Source organism: Pseudomonas parafulva, assembly GCF_002021815.1.
Classification (GTDB): domain Bacteria; phylum Pseudomonadota; class Gammaproteobacteria; order Pseudomonadales; family Pseudomonadaceae; genus Aquipseudomonas; species Aquipseudomonas parafulva_B.
Genome location: NZ_CP019952.1, coordinates 21,984 through 35,943, shown reverse-complemented (window position 1 = coordinate 35,943; position 13,960 = coordinate 21,984). Strand labels below are relative to the sequence as shown.

11 protein-coding genes are annotated in these 13,960 nt (G+C 59.5%); 5 read left to right on the top strand and 6 right to left on the bottom strand.

The genetic code is table 11. From position 1 onward, the window contains the following. Nucleotides 1-3 precede the first annotated feature (3 nt). Both gmhB and B2J77_RS00160 read left to right on the top strand, forming a co-directional pair. Nucleotides 4-531: a D-glycero-beta-D-manno-heptose 1,7-bisphosphate 7-phosphatase gene (gmhB, locus tag B2J77_RS00165; protein WP_058638764.1), complete on the top strand. Its 528-nt coding sequence runs from the start codon at nt 4-6 to the stop codon at nt 529-531. Nucleotides 532-578: 47 nt separating this feature from the next. Next, a complete protein-coding gene (locus tag B2J77_RS00160; RefSeq protein WP_058638765.1) occupies nt 579-1,361 on the top strand; it encodes a lysophospholipid acyltransferase family protein in 783 nt (260 codons plus the stop codon). 180 nt (nt 1,362-1,541) lie between these two features. Here the strand turns inward: B2J77_RS00160 and B2J77_RS00155 are convergent, their stop codons facing one another. Next, nucleotides 1,542-3,161 carry an MFS transporter gene (locus B2J77_RS00155; protein ID WP_078477756.1) on the bottom strand — a complete coding sequence of 540 codons (1,620 nt, stop codon included), beginning with the start codon at nt 3,159-3,161 and terminating at the stop codon, nt 1,542-1,544. Between the two features lie 93 nt (nt 3,162-3,254). Beyond that, complete coding sequence (locus B2J77_RS00150) at nt 3,255-4,901, bottom strand: GMC family oxidoreductase (protein ID WP_078477755.1); 1,647 nt, start codon at nt 4,899-4,901, stop codon at nt 3,255-3,257. A 169-nt stretch (nt 4,902-5,070) separates the two neighbouring features. Between B2J77_RS00150 and B2J77_RS00145 the strand changes: the two genes are divergently transcribed. Next, nucleotides 5,071-5,958: a LysR family transcriptional regulator gene (locus tag B2J77_RS00145; protein ID WP_027913298.1), complete on the top strand. Its 888-nt coding sequence runs from the start codon at nt 5,071-5,073 to the stop codon at nt 5,956-5,958. Here the strand turns inward: B2J77_RS00145 and B2J77_RS00140 are convergent. From B2J77_RS00140 to B2J77_RS00130, 3 genes are read right to left on the bottom strand one after another with little or no spacing between them, the layout of a single operon-like run. Then, on the bottom strand, nt 5,947-6,807 hold the full coding sequence (locus B2J77_RS00140; protein WP_230379292.1) for a sulfite exporter TauE/SafE family protein: 861 nt from the start codon (nt 6,805-6,807) through the stop codon (nt 5,947-5,949). The genes B2J77_RS00145 and B2J77_RS00140 overlap by 12 nt on opposite strands. Continuing rightward, entirely contained in the window at nt 6,762-8,033 is a 1,272-nt protein-coding gene (locus tag B2J77_RS00135) for an NAD(P)/FAD-dependent oxidoreductase (RefSeq protein ID WP_078477754.1), read from the bottom strand. The genes B2J77_RS00140 and B2J77_RS00135 overlap by 46 nt, the downstream gene beginning before the upstream one ends. Before the next feature lie 37 nt (nt 8,034-8,070). Beyond that, a complete protein-coding gene (locus tag B2J77_RS00130) occupies nt 8,071-8,955 on the bottom strand; it encodes an MBL fold metallo-hydrolase (RefSeq protein ID WP_078477753.1) in 885 nt (294 codons plus the stop codon). A 232-nt stretch (nt 8,956-9,187) separates the two neighbouring features. Between B2J77_RS00130 and B2J77_RS00125 the strand changes: the two genes are divergently transcribed. Both B2J77_RS00125 and B2J77_RS00120 read left to right on the top strand, forming a co-directional pair. Further along, a complete protein-coding gene (locus B2J77_RS00125) occupies nt 9,188-10,486 on the top strand; it encodes a sigma-54 interaction domain-containing protein (RefSeq protein ID WP_078477752.1) in 1,299 nt (432 codons plus the stop codon). 175 nt (nt 10,487-10,661) lie between these two features. Continuing rightward, entirely contained in the window at nt 10,662-11,399 is a 738-nt protein-coding gene (locus tag B2J77_RS00120; protein WP_078477751.1) for an SDR family oxidoreductase, read from the top strand. A gap of 136 nt (nt 11,400-11,535) precedes the next feature. Here the strand turns inward: B2J77_RS00120 and gyrB are convergent, their stop codons facing one another. Beyond that, complete coding sequence (gene gyrB, locus B2J77_RS00115; protein WP_058638771.1) at nt 11,536-13,956, bottom strand: DNA topoisomerase (ATP-hydrolyzing) subunit B; 2,421 nt, start codon at nt 13,954-13,956, stop codon at nt 11,536-11,538. Nucleotides 13,957-13,960 lie beyond the last annotated feature (4 nt).

The following is a 13,960-nucleotide window of genomic DNA, read 5'->3' as shown; positions in this document are numbered from 1 at the left end:
GCCTTGAAACTGCTGATTCTCGATCGTGACGGGGTCATCAACCAGGACTCCGACGCCTATATCAAGTCGCTGGATGAATGGGTGCCCATCCCTGGCGCCATCGAGGCGATCGCGCAGTTGAGCAAAGCGGGCTGGACGGTGGCCGTGGCCACCAACCAGTCCGGTATCGCCCGTGGTTATTACCCAATCGCGACGCTCGAGGCCATGCATGCGCGCTTGCGCATGCTGGTGGCCGAGCAGGGCGGTGAGGTGGGGCATATCGTGTATTGCCCGCATGGCCCCGATGAAGGCTGCGACTGCCGCAAGCCCAAGCCGGGCCTGTTGCAGGCCATCGCCGAGCATTACCAGGCAAACCTTGAGGGCGTCTGGTTCGTGGGCGATAGCCAAAGTGACCTACAGGCTGCGCTGGCCGTCGATGCACAACCTGTTCTGGTAAAGACAGGCAAAGGCGAACGCACCCTTGAGAAGGGCGTTCCGGCCTCAACCCTGATCTACGACGATCTGGCTGCCATCGCCAGAGCACTTATCTAAACGGTGCGCCTTTGGGCGCACTTTTCTAAAAGCGGGCAAGTCCCGCAATGGTACGAACCACTATGTCGATCCTGCAGGCGATCAGAGTCTTTCTTTTTTACCTGCTGCTGGGTACCAGTTCGCTGCTCTGGTGCTCGCTGAGCTTCTTCGTTGCGCCATTTCTGTCGTTCCCCAAGCGCTACAGATTCATCAATGTGTACTGGTGCCGCTGCGCTATTTTCCTGGCACGCGTCATCGTAGGCATCGATTACAAGATTACCGGCGCTGAAAACGTGCCAGCCGAGCCCTGCGTGATCTTGTCGAATCACCAGAGCACCTGGGAGACGTTTTTCCTGTCCCAGTATTTCTCGCCGCTCAGCCAAGTGCTCAAGCGTGAACTGCTGTATGTGCCTTTCTTTGGCTGGGCCATGGCCATGCTGCGCCCCATTGCCATCGACCGCGACAACCCCAAGGAAGCCTTGCGCCAGGTGGCCAAGAAGGGCGATGAACTGCTCAAGCAGAAAACCTGGGTCCTGATTTTCCCGGAGGGCACACGCGTACCTTTTGGCACGGTGGGCAAGTTCTCTCGAGGCGGAACGGCGCTGGCGGTAAACGCTGGGCTACCGGTGTTACCCATTGCCCACAATGCCGGCAAGTACTGGCCGAAGAATGGCTGGGGCAAGCACGCTGGCACCATCGAAGTGGTGATCGGCGAACCCATGTACGCCAACGGCACAGGCCCTCGCGCCATCGCCGAACTCAATGACCGCGCCCAAGCCTGGAACGAAGCCACCCAACGGGGCCTGGGCTCTCTTGCGCAGGTCGAAGAAAGCACGCAGGCCCAGGCCTGAGCCGCTTGTGGATAACGTGTGAGCAAATTATGGATTAGCTGTTGCGAAAATTAGCTAAGCCTATGAATTTGCTGCATATTTGTTCTTTATTGATTTTTTGGAAAAACGTGCATAAGTTTTTTCACGGCATAAAAAAACCGGCTTTTAGAGCCGGTTTTTTTATGGCTGCGGTTTAGCGAATCACACCTTGTCGATGTCCACATCCTTGGTCTCTTTGAGACAGAAGATGCCCACTACCAGGCTGATGCCTGTGACCAGTACCGGATACCACAACCCGTAGAAAATATCCCCGGTGTAGACCACCAAAGCGAACGATACCGTGGGCAGGAAACCGCCGAACCAGCCATTGCCGATGTGATAGGGCAAGGACATGGAGGTGTACCGGATACGCGTAGGGAACAGCTCGACCATCACGGCAGCCAGCGGTCCATAGGTCATGGTGGCGATCAGGATCATGGCCACAATCAACACCACCACCATCACGCTGTTGACTTGGGCCGGATCAGCCTTAGCGGGGTACCCGGCCTGCTCGACCGCCGCACGCATGGCCGCTTCGTCATAGCCATTGATGGTCTTGTCGCCGATGCTCACGACCACGTCGCTGCCATCAACGCTTACCGAGTTGTAGGGTAAGCCCTGCTTGACCAGGAAGGTCTTTACCTTGTCGCAAGGGCTATCGAAGCGGGCTTTGCCCACAGGGTCGAACTGGAAGGTGCAACCTTTCGGGTCAGCGGTGACGACGATGGGTGCCTGGCGGCTGGCGGTGTCGATCTGCGGGTTGGCGTAGAAGCTAAGGGCCTTGAACAAGGGGAAGTAGAGCACCGTGGCCAACAGCAGGCCCAGCATCAATATCGGTTTGCGCCCAATCCGATCGGACAGCCATCCAAAGAACACGAAAAACGGCGCCCCGATCACCACGCTGATGATCAGCAGGGTGTTGGCCTGGGCCGGGTCCATCTTCAACATCTGGGTCATGAAAAACAGCACGTAGAACTGTGCCGTATAGAAGGTAACAGCCTGGCCCGCATTGATACTGAACAGCGCAGTGAGCACGACCTTCAGGTTTGGCCAGGACGTAAATGACTCACGAATTGGCGACTTGCTGACCTTGCCCTGTGCCTTCATTTTCACGAAAGCCGGTGACTCGTGCATGCTCATCCGAATCCAGGTCGAGATCCCCAGCAGCACGATGGACAGCAGGAACGGCAGCCGCCAGCCCCAGGTTTCGAACTGATCGCCACTCACGTAACGGCTGCCCAGTACCACCAGCAATGACAGCAACAGACCCAAGGTGGCGGTGGACTGAATGAACCCAGTATGGAACCCCCGCTTGCCAGGTGGCGCATGTTCGGCCACGTAGGTGGCTGCACCGCCGTACTCACCGCCCAGCGCCAGGCCTTGCAGCATGCGCAGCACGACCAGGATGATCGGCGCTGCGATGCCGATGCTGGCATAGGTGGGCAAAAGGCCAACGGCGAACGTGGACAGTCCCATCAGCACGATGGTGATGAGAAAGGTGTACTTGCGCCCGATCATGTCCCCCAGGCGGCCGAACACCAGCGCGCCAAACGGTCGCACCAGAAAGCCCGCGGCAAACGCCATCAGTGCAAAAATGAACGCGGTGGTGTCGTTGACGCCCGCGAAAAACTGCTTGCTGATCACGGCAGCCAGGGCGCCGTAGAGGAAAAAGTCGTACCACTCGAAAACCGTACCGAGCGATGACGCGAAGATGATCTTGCGTTCTTCACGACGACTGGGGCGGCTGGCGGCCGCATCCTGCTCTTGGATGTAATCCGACATCGTTGCTGTCCTCGGCCCGCAGGCCACAGTGATTATTCTTGTTGTTCCACTGCCGACAGCGTCCGACTACGCGCTGTCGTATTGCACACCCGGTCAGGGTGTTGGTACTGCATCCTGGTTGAGGAAGGTCGTAGTGGCTACTCCTTTCAAAATAAGCTGCGCCGCCTTCTCGGCGATCATCAGGGTAGGTGAACAGGTATTGCCCGACGTGATCTGGGGCATGATCGATGCGTCTGCCACGCGAAGGCCTGGGATGCCATGAACACGAAGCTGGTCATCGACCACATCCATAGGGCCATTGCCCATGCGGCAGGTCCCTACGGGATGGAAGATCGTCGTGCCTATCTTGCCCGCCGCTTCGTGCAGCTGTTCTTCGGTCTGCAGGGCAGGCCCTGGCAGATATTCCTTGGGCGCAAAGGCGGCAAGGGCAGGGGCCTGCACAATGCGCCGGGTGAGACGAATGGCGTCGGCGGCGACGCGCAGGTCCTGGGGGTCGCTGAGGTAATTGGGGTCGATCAAGGGCGCGCTGTGCATGTCTGCACTGCGAATATCGATACGTCCACGGCTCAGTGGCCGCAAATTGCACACCGAAGCCGTGAAGGCTGGAAACTGATGCAACGGCTCGCCAAAACGCTCCAGTGACAGAGGCTGCACGTGGTACTGCAAGTTCGCAGTGGCCTGGTCGGGGCTCGAGCGCACGAAGGCGCCCAGCTGGCTCGGGGCCATGGCCAGCGGACCGCTGCGATCGTACAGGTAGCGCAGGCCCATGCCCATCTTCCCCCACAGGCTATTGGCCATCTGGTTGAGGGTACGTGCGTTGCCGATCTGGTAGATCAGCCGTAGTTGCAAGTGATCCTGCAGGTTGCTACCCACACCCGGTACGGCATGGCGCACCCCGATACCCAAGCCCTCCAGCAACTGCTGTGGACCAATGCCCGAGCGTTGCAGGATGCCGGGCGAGCCTACTGCACCTGCACACAGCACAATCTCTCGTCGCGCCGAGAACTCGTGCCAGCTGCCCTGCCAATAGGCTTTAACTGCGCGAGCACGCGTGTTGCTGAGCAGCACCTGGTCCACCTGCACATCGGTCAGGACACTCAGGTTAGGACGGTGTTTGATGGGTCGCAAAAAGGCTTTGGATGCGTTCCAGCGAACACCACTGCGCTGGTTGACCTGAAAATATCCACAGCCTTCGTTGTCACCAGTATTGAAGTCATCGACCTTGGTAATACCCGTCTGCTCGGCTGCATCGCGGAAAGCGTCGAGGATCGGCCAGCTGTAGCGTTGGCGCTCTACACGCCATTCACCGCTACTACCATGGTGTTCGCTGGCACCGCCATGGTGGCTTTCGCTTTGCTTGAACAGCGGCAACACGTCTTTCCAGGCCCAGCCCCGGTTGCCTAGGCTAGCCCAGTGATCGTAGTCAGCTGCCTGGCCACGCATGTAAATCATGCCATTGATCGAAGAGCACCCGCCCAGGACCTTGCCACGAGGGTAACCCAGCGATCGACCTTGCAGCCCAGGCTGGGCCTCGGTCTTGAAGCACCAGTCCGTGCGCGGGTTACCGATGCAGTACAGGTAGCCCACTGGCACGTGAATCCAAGGGTAGTTATCCCGCCCACCGGCTTCGAGCAGCAGCACCCGGCATGACGGGTCGGCAGACAACCGGTTTGCCAGCAAGCAGCCAGCGGGGCCGGCACCCACGATCACATAGTCGTGGGCAGAATCGACTGATGACATAGAGGACCTCAGGGCCTGTTTTTGTTCTTGTCCCCAACCAGCTTAGTGAGTAATTTCGCGGAAGAAACACGCGATTTCGCGCACCCGTTGTGCGTTTAAGCACAGCGACGCCTCGTGGAGCGTCGGCACCTATCACCTGGGTGTTCGATACAGATATGCAAGGACCAGCATGTTCGATTGGAATGATTTGCGGTTTTTCCTGGAGCTGCAACGCAGCGGGCGCTTGTTGACGGCCGCCAAGCGTCTGGAGACGACCCACAGCACCGTTGCGCGTCACATCGAGCGTATCGAGCAGAGCCTGGGCACTGCGTTGTTCGTTCAGCATGCGCAGGGGTATGAGCTGACGCCGTCTGGTCAGGCACTGCTCAAACATGCCGAAGCCATGGAGAACACCGCCTTGCTGGCGCAGGAGGAAATCACCCAGGCCATCACGCCGCTGGGCAAGATCCGCCTCGGCGTCACGGAGGGGATCGGCATCATGTTCTTCACGCCACGGATGAATGAGCTGTTCGAGCGCTACCCTGGCCTGGAAGTGGAGTTGGTTGCGGTGCCGCGTTTCGTCAGCATCCTCAACCGTGAAGCGGAAATCAGCATTCACCTGGAAAGGCCAAGTGCAGACTTGCTGATCACCCGCAAGCTGACCGACTACCGGCTGGCCCTCTATGCCAGCGCAGCGTACCTGGAGCGTGCCGCGCCATTGCGCAACCGCGAAGACCTGGCGCGGCACAGTTGGATCGGCTACGTGGACGACTTGCTGTTCAGCCAGGAGCTGCTGTTTCTCAACAGCTTCTGCCGATCGCCGAACGTGGTATTTCGCAGTACCAGCGTGATTGCCCAGCAAGCGGCGGCGCGTGCTGGGCTGGGTATCGCCGTGCTACCCAACTACATGGCGCGGCACGACCCAACGCTGGTTAGGGTGCTGCCGGGGGAAACCATCCAGCGCAGTTATTGGATCTGCACCCGGCGCGAACTGCATAAATCCGTGCGCCTGCGCGTGGTATGGGATTACCTGCTGAACCTGTGTGCCGCCGAGCAGGATGCGCTGCTAGCCCCCTAGCGCTCTGCTGATCAACAACGCCGCTGCGGCCCAGCCTGCGATGGCGAACAGTTGTTGCAGGCGGGGGCCCTCCAGCCTTGCCGCCAGTGGCCGGGCTACCAGCAGGCCCAGTACCGCACCTAGCGCAAATGGCGCACCCACCTGCCAGCGCATGCTCCCTGCAAGGGTGGCGGTAGCGACACTGCCCAAGGCGACCAGCGCGATGACTGCCAGGGAGGTAGAGACGATGCTGACCATACGCAAGTTGGTGTAGCGCCGCAGGGCAGGGACGATGACAAAGCCGCCGCCCACCCCCAGCAGGCCTGACAGCAACCCCGACAGCGCCCCAGTGCCGGCAAGCGCCCGAGCGCACGGAAGCGTCCAGCGTAACCGGCCCTGCAGGGGGTTGAGTACACAGGGCTCGATGAAGCGGTGTGCACCTGAGTCTGCGCCATTCAATTGCTGACGGGCCTTCAACCAGGTGCGCATGCACGCATAGATCAGGATGCCCGCAAACATCAGCTGCAGCGGTGCGTTGGGCAAGCGGTGCGCGAGCATCAGCCCCAGGGGCGTGAACACGATGCCCACTGCTGCGATGAACAGGGCCGCACGGTAGCGCACCACGCCCTGGCGCAAGCCCAACCCGGCACCCACCGCCGCCGACAGCCCCACAGCCAGCAAACCGATCGGGGCGGCCTGCGCCATCGAAAGTCCCAGGCCGAACACCAGCAACGGAACCGCAAGGATGCCGCCACCGGCACCGGTCAGTGCCAAGACCGCGCCGATGATCGTGCCCAGGCCTGCACTGAGCCACGCCTGATCGATCACTGGGCTGCCTCGGTCGTGCTTGCCACCGGCTTGGCCAGCCATTCACGGCCCTTGAGCATGCCTTGCCAGTACAAGGGTGGTAGCAGGCGAGCTTTGAGCAGCCAGGCCAGGCGTGTGGGCTTGCGGCCGTCAAGGAGCCACTGGGGGAAGCTCGGCTTGAGCGCGCCACCATAGCCAAACTCGGCAAGCACGATCTTGCCGCGCTCGACTGTCAGCGGGCAGGAGCCATAACCATCATAGTGCGCCAGGCCCGTGTGTCGGCCCAAGGCCACCAATACATTGTTGGCCACCACCGGCGCTTGCTTGCGTGCAGCGGCTGCCGTCTTCGCGTTGCTGGCATTGATCACGTCCCCAAGGGCGTGCACATGGGCGAATGTACGATGGCGCAGGGTCGCGGGATCCACATCCACCCAGCCAGCGCCATCGGCGAGGCAGCTGTGACGAATGAAGTCGGGGGCGACCTGCGGCGGTACCACATGCAGCATGTCGAACGGCTCGGTGCGAAGGTGCTGAGTGCCATCCGCAAACGTATGGGCGAACACAGCCTGCTGCTTCGGTCCATCCACCGCGATCAGCCGATGGCCGAAGTTGAGGTCTACCGAGTACTTGTCGATATACGCCATCAATGCAGGCACATAGGCCGGCACCCCGAACAAGGCATTGCCGGCATTGAAAAAGCTGGCTCGTACGGTGCCCAGTCGGCCCTGGCGCAGCCAGTGGTCGCACGAAAGGTACAGCGCTTTTTGCGGTGCGCCAGCGCATTTGATGGGCATGGGCGGCTGGCAGAACACGGCGCGGCCTTGCCTGAGGCCTTGCACCAACTCCCAGGTATAGGGCGCCAGGTCATAGCGGTAATTGGACGTGACGCCATGCTCGCCCAGGGTATCGGCCAGCCCATCGATGGCCGTCCAATCCAGCTTCAATCCGGGGCAGACCACCAGCTGTTCATAGGTGAAAGCCCTGCCATCTGCCAGCAGGACCTTGCGACAATGTGCATCGAACCCTTGCACCTGTGACTTGATCCAGCGCACCGCGCGAGGGATGACGGACGACATCGGCCGAGCCGTGCTCGGGGCATCGAAGACCCCAGCACCGACCATGGTCCAGCCGGGTTGGTAGTAATGGACCTCGGCGGGGTCTATCAGGGCAATGTCCAGCGAGCGGTCGCGCTTGAGGAGGCTGGACGCCGTCGCAATGCCAGCAGCACCGGCGCCTATGATGATGATCTGGTGATGAAAGGCTGGGACGGAAGAGGGCACGGCGGGCATGGTTGATCCTGACTGTCTGGTTATGGGATGTGCCTGACTACAGCGAATTGAGGGGAATCTTCAGGTAGCGCACCCCATTGGCTTCAGGCGCTGGGAACTGGCCGCTGCGCATGTTCACCTGGACGGCGGGCAGGATCAGGACAGGCATGTCCAGCGTTCGATCACGCGCTTGGCGCATGGCAACGAAGCTGTCTTCGTCGATACCCTGGTGGATGTGAATGTTCTGAGTGCGCTGCTCGGCCACGGTGGTCATGTACCGCAGCTCGCGCCCTTCGGGCAGGTAGTCGTGGCACATGAACAGCCGGGTGCTATCTCCAAGGGCCAGGAGGCGGTGGATCGACCGATACAGGGTCCGAGCATCGGCGCCAGGGAAGTCGCATCGCGCAGTCCCGTAGTCCGGCATGAACAGCGTGTCGCCGACGAAGACTGCCGACTCGCCTTCATGCTCGATGAGGTAGCTCATGCAGGCAGGCGTATGCCCAGGGGTATGCAGGGCTTGAGCCTGCAGATTGCCTATCTGGAAAATGTCTCCATCGTCGAACAGGACGTCGAACTGGCTGCCATCACGGGCGAAGCCAGGTTCAGCGTTGAACAAACTGCCGAAGACTTTCTGGACCTGGGTGATGCAAGCGCCGATTGCAATGCGGCCTCCCAGCTTGTCTTTGAGGTAGGCAGCAGCGGACAGGTGATCTGCATGCACATGGGTTTCCAATATCCACTGCACCTGGGCGCCAAGCGCTTTCACGCGTTCGATCAGGCAATCTGCAGAGGCTGTGGTCACGCGCCCAGCCTTCGGGTCGTAATCCAGAACGCTGTCGATCAAGGCGCAAGCACGCGTTTCGCCATCCATGACCAGGTAGCTGATGGTTGAGGTGGCGCTGTCGAAGAACGCTTCCACGTGAAAGTTATTGCCAATGATCATTCAAGTCTCCCATTCGGCTCCCCCTCGTTGGCTGCATTTTTCCAGAGGGCGCCATACCTATCCCCATCAAGATGCATGCCACCCCACTGATACTCGCCTGGAGCCCAGAATTGGCGGAGTGACAGGCAAATGGCAGCTTCGTTGGCAGTGAACAGTGGCAGTCAGGTGTCAGTCGATGGCAGCAGCTGGCAGTCCTTGCTACCCTCGAACTCGTTATCCGACTGGTGCCGTCATGTCCGAACCTCACCCTTCCGTGCTTGCCTTGGTGTCTTTCCTGGAGCACGACGTACTGCCCGCCATCGTGCTGGACACCGACTACAACATTCTGGCCGCCAACGCCGCTTATCGACGTCAGTTCGGCCAGGACCAGCAGGCGCCGCTTGGGCAGAAATGTCACAAGGTCTCACACCATTACCACGTTCCCTGCGACCAGGCCGGCGAGGACTGCCCGATGCGCAAGGCCTGGTCCAGCAAGGTGCCCGAGCGTGTGCTGCATGTGCATCACACCCCACGCGGGCCGGAACATGTGGATGTCGAACTTCGGCCGATCCTGGATGAGCAGGGCAGGGTGATTGCTTTCGTCGAACGGCTCACCCGTATCGTCATCGCATCTGCCCAGCCTCAGGAACAGGGCCTAGTGGGCCAGGCACCTGCATTCAAGGCGGCATTGGCCAGCTTGCAACGCGCGGCGCCGGCTGACATCCCTGTCTTGCTCCAGGGTGAGTCCGGCACCGGCAAGGAACTGTTCGCGCGCGCATTGCACATGGGCAGCCCCAGAGCCGATGGGCCCTTGGTCGTGGTCGATTGCACCAGCCTGACGGAGGCGCTTTTCGAAAGCGAACTGTTCGGTTATGAGAAGGGCGCATTCACCGGTGCGCACCAGCGCAAGACCGGCCTGGCGGAAGCTGCCCATGGCGGTACGCTGTTCCTGGACGAGATAGGTGAGGTGCCCTTGGCCATGCAGGTCAAGCTGTTGCGCTTGATCGAAACCGGCAGCTTCCGGCCAGTAGGTAGCCTGCGCACCGTGCATTCGGACTTCAGACTGGTGTCGGCAACCCATAAACCCTTGAGGCAGATGGTGGCCGACGGGACGTTCAGGGAGGACCTGTACTATCGGATCAGTGGTTTCCCCATCCGCATGCCTGCACTGCGCGAGCGTAGCGAGGATTTGCCTCTGTTGATCCAAAGCCTGCTGAAAAGAATCGCAGGGCCCAGCGCGCCCACGCTCGGTGATGCAGCACTTGATCAACTGAGGATGTATCCGTTTCCGGGGAACATCCGCGAGCTACGCAACATCCTGGAGCGGGCACGTCTGTTTGCCGATGAAGGCGTCATTGAGCCGGAACACTTGCCAGAAGACGTGGTGTCGCTACCTGCCGAAGTGCGCGCCTACGCAAGTCGACCGGCAGATCTCATACAGGTGCTCAGTCATTTCAAGGGGTCGCGCAGTGAGCTGGCCAAGCAGTTGGGTATCAGCGAACGTACGTTGTATCGGCGCTTGAAAGCAGCGGGCATTGCCGACGTACATTGACGCCCTGCACGCAAGCCGAACCCGGGGTATTGCTCGCCCTCGTCGCACGTCGCTCTTGCAGAATCATGCAAGCGATTGGCAGAAATCGCATAACCCGTACCACCTCATGCCTCCTAATCTTGGGTTCACCCGCTGCCATCAAGGTGGCTTTTCCAAGCTGAAGCAGGAGCGACATATGGACGGTATTCAAGGCAAAGTCGTCGTCATCACCGGGGCCAGCAGCGGTATCGGTGAAGCAACAGCCCGCTTGCTCGCAAGCAAAGGCGCCAGCGTAGTGCTGGGTGCCCGTCGCATTGATCGCCTACATGCGGTCGCCAACGAGCTTCGCTTGGCGGGAGGTACAGCCGATGTACAGGCGCTGGATGTCACGCGCTTGGACAGCATGCAGTCCTTCGTTGATTTCGCCATGTCGCTGCACGGTCGCATTGACGTCCTCATCAATAACGCTGGGGTCATGCCGCTTTCAAAACTCGAAGCACTCAAGGTCCAAGAGTGGGACCAGATGATTGACGTGAACATTCGAGGCGTGCTGCATGGCATCGCCGCGGCGCTTCCAGTAATGCAGCGACAGCGTGCAGGGCAGATCATCAATATCGCATCCATTGGCGCCTATACGGTTAGCCCAACCGCTGCGGTGTACTGCGCCACCAAATATGCAGTACGTGCGATTTCTGAAGGTCTGCGTCAGGAAGTAGGGGGCGACATTCGGGTGACGCTGATCGCGCCAGGCGTCACCGAGTCGGAGCTGGCCGATAGCATTTCAGATGCAGGCGGCCGAGCGGAGATGCAGGCGTTTCGCAAGGTCGCAATACCTGCTTCAGCCATCGCTCAAGCGATAGCGTATGCGGTTGCGCAACCGGCAGAGGTGGATGTCAGTGAACTGGTCGTGCGGCCCACTGCAAGTCCGTTCTGAGCTTTACCCTTGAGCCGACGAGGGTGAGCTTGCCTACCCAAAGATCGGGAAAGAAAAAGCCCGCTGGCGCGGGCTTGATGATGACCGGTTAAACTCGAATTTCGAAGCTACCCGGTCATGTGACGGTCGAGGCTAATCAGAAGTCCAGGTTGGACACCGACAGTGCATTGCTTTCGATGAAGTCACGGCGCGGTTCAACGGCATCACCCATCAGGGTGTTGAAGATCTGGTCAGCCGCGATTGCATCTTCAATCGTGACCTTCAGCATCCGGCGCACTGTTGGGTCCATGGTGGTTTCCCACAGCTGATCCGGGTTCATCTCGCCCAACCCTTTATAGCGCTGGATGGTATGGCGCTTGGTGGTCTCGTTCATCAACCAGTCCAGGCCCTCCTTGAACTCGACGATGGCTTTGCGACGCTCGCCACGCTGCACATAAGCGCCTTCGCCCAACAGGCTGGACAGCTTGGCACCTACGTTGACTACGGTGCGGTAGTCGTTGCTGCCGAAGAAGTCACGGTTGAACGTGATGTAACTGGCAAGCCCGTGGGAGGTAATTTCCACCTCAGGCAGCCATACGTTACGTTCCTTGTCTTCACGCAGGCTGGCCTTGTAGACCAGGCCCGATTTCTGGGTCGAATTCAGGCGCTCATGCAACTGGTTCTTCCAGGCTTCCATCACGGCATGATCACCCAGCTGCTCGAGGGTGACTTCAGGCAGATAGATAAAGTGCTCGGTTAGCTCCTGCGGGTACAAGCGCGACAGACGCTTGAGGGTCTTCATCACACCGCGGAACTCGTTGACCAGGGCTTCCAGTTGCACGCCGGATACCGGTGGCGCGGACTCGTCCAGGTGCAGGCTGGCGTCTTCCAGGGCCGATTGGGTCATGTACTCTTCCATGGCCTCATCGTCCTTGATGTACTGCTCCTGCTTGCCGCGCTTGACCTTGTACAGCGGTGGCTGGGCGATGTAGATGTAACCGCGCTCGACCAGCTCCGGCAATTGGCGGAAGAAGAAGGTCAGCAGCAACGTACGAATGTGCGAACCGTCAACGTCAGCATCGGTCATGATGATGATGTTGTGATACCGCAGTTTTTCGATGTTGTACTCTTCCCGACCAATGCCGCAGCCCAGCGCAGTGATCAATGTCCCCACTTCCTGGGACGAGATCATCTTGTCGAACCGAGCTTTCTCCACGTTCAGGATCTTGCCTTTGAGCGGCAGAATGGCCTGGGTCCGACGGTTACGCCCCTGCTTCGCAGAGCCGCCTGCGGAGTCACCCTCGACCAGATAGAGTTCAGATAGGGCAGGGTCCTTCTCCTGGCAGTCAGCCAGCTTGCCTGGCAAGCCCGCGATATCCAGTGCACCCTTACGGCGGGTCATCTCACGCGCTTTGCGGGCAGCTTCACGAGCACGCGCAGCATCGATCATTTTCCCGACGACAGCCTTGGCTTCGTTCGGGTTTTCCAACAGGAAATCGGAGAAGTACCTGTTCATCTCCTGCTCGACAGCGGTTTTCACTTCCGACGAAACCAGCTTGTCTTTAGTCTGCGAGCTGAACTTGGGATCGGGCACCTTGACCGAAATGATTGCAGTCAGGCCTTCACGGGCGTCGTCCCCGGTGGTCGAAACCTTGTTCTTCTTTGCCAGGCCTTCTTGCTCGATGTAGCTGTTCAGGCTGCGGGTTAACGAAGAACGGAAGCCTACCAAGTGCGTACCGCCATCACGCTGCGGGATGTTGTTGGTAAAGCACAGCAGGTTCTCGTTGAAGCTGTCGTTCCACTGGAGAGCAACTTCTACGCCCACACCGTCTTCACGCTGCACGCTAAAGTGGAACACCTGAGCGTTTACCGGCGTCTTGTTGGTATTCAAGTACTCGACGAACGCCCGCAGGCCGCCTTCGTATTTGAAGAACTCTTCCTTACCACTTCGCTCGTCTTTCAGCAGAATGCCAACGCCCGAGTTCAGGAAAGACAGTTCACGAATGCGCTTGGCCAGGATGTCCCAGCTGAAGTGAATATTCTTGAATGTCTCAGCGGACGGCTTGAAGTGAATATGAGTACCGGTCGTCTCGCTCTCGCCAACGATCGCCATCGGCGCCTGAGGCACACCATGGACATACGTCTGCTCCCAGATCTTGCCGCTGCGACGTACCGTCAGTATCAGTTGCTCGGACAATGCGTTGACGACCGAAACACCTACCCCGTGCAATCCACCGGATACCTTGTAGGAGTTGTCATCGAACTTACCGCCTGCGTGCAGCACCGTCATGATGACTTCTGCTGCCGACACGCCTTCTTCTTTATGCACATCGACCGGAATGCCACGGCCGTTGTCACGCACGCTGATGGATTCATCAGGGTGGATAATTACTGTGATGTCGTCGCAATGGCCGGCCAGGGCTTCGTCGATGGAGTTGTCGACCACCTCGAATACCATGTGGTGCAGGCCGCTACCATCATCGGTGTCGCCAATGTACATGCCGGGACGCTTGCGCACGGCATCCAAACCTTTTAGCACCTTGATGCTGGAGGAGTCGTACGTCTGATTTTCGCTCATGCCT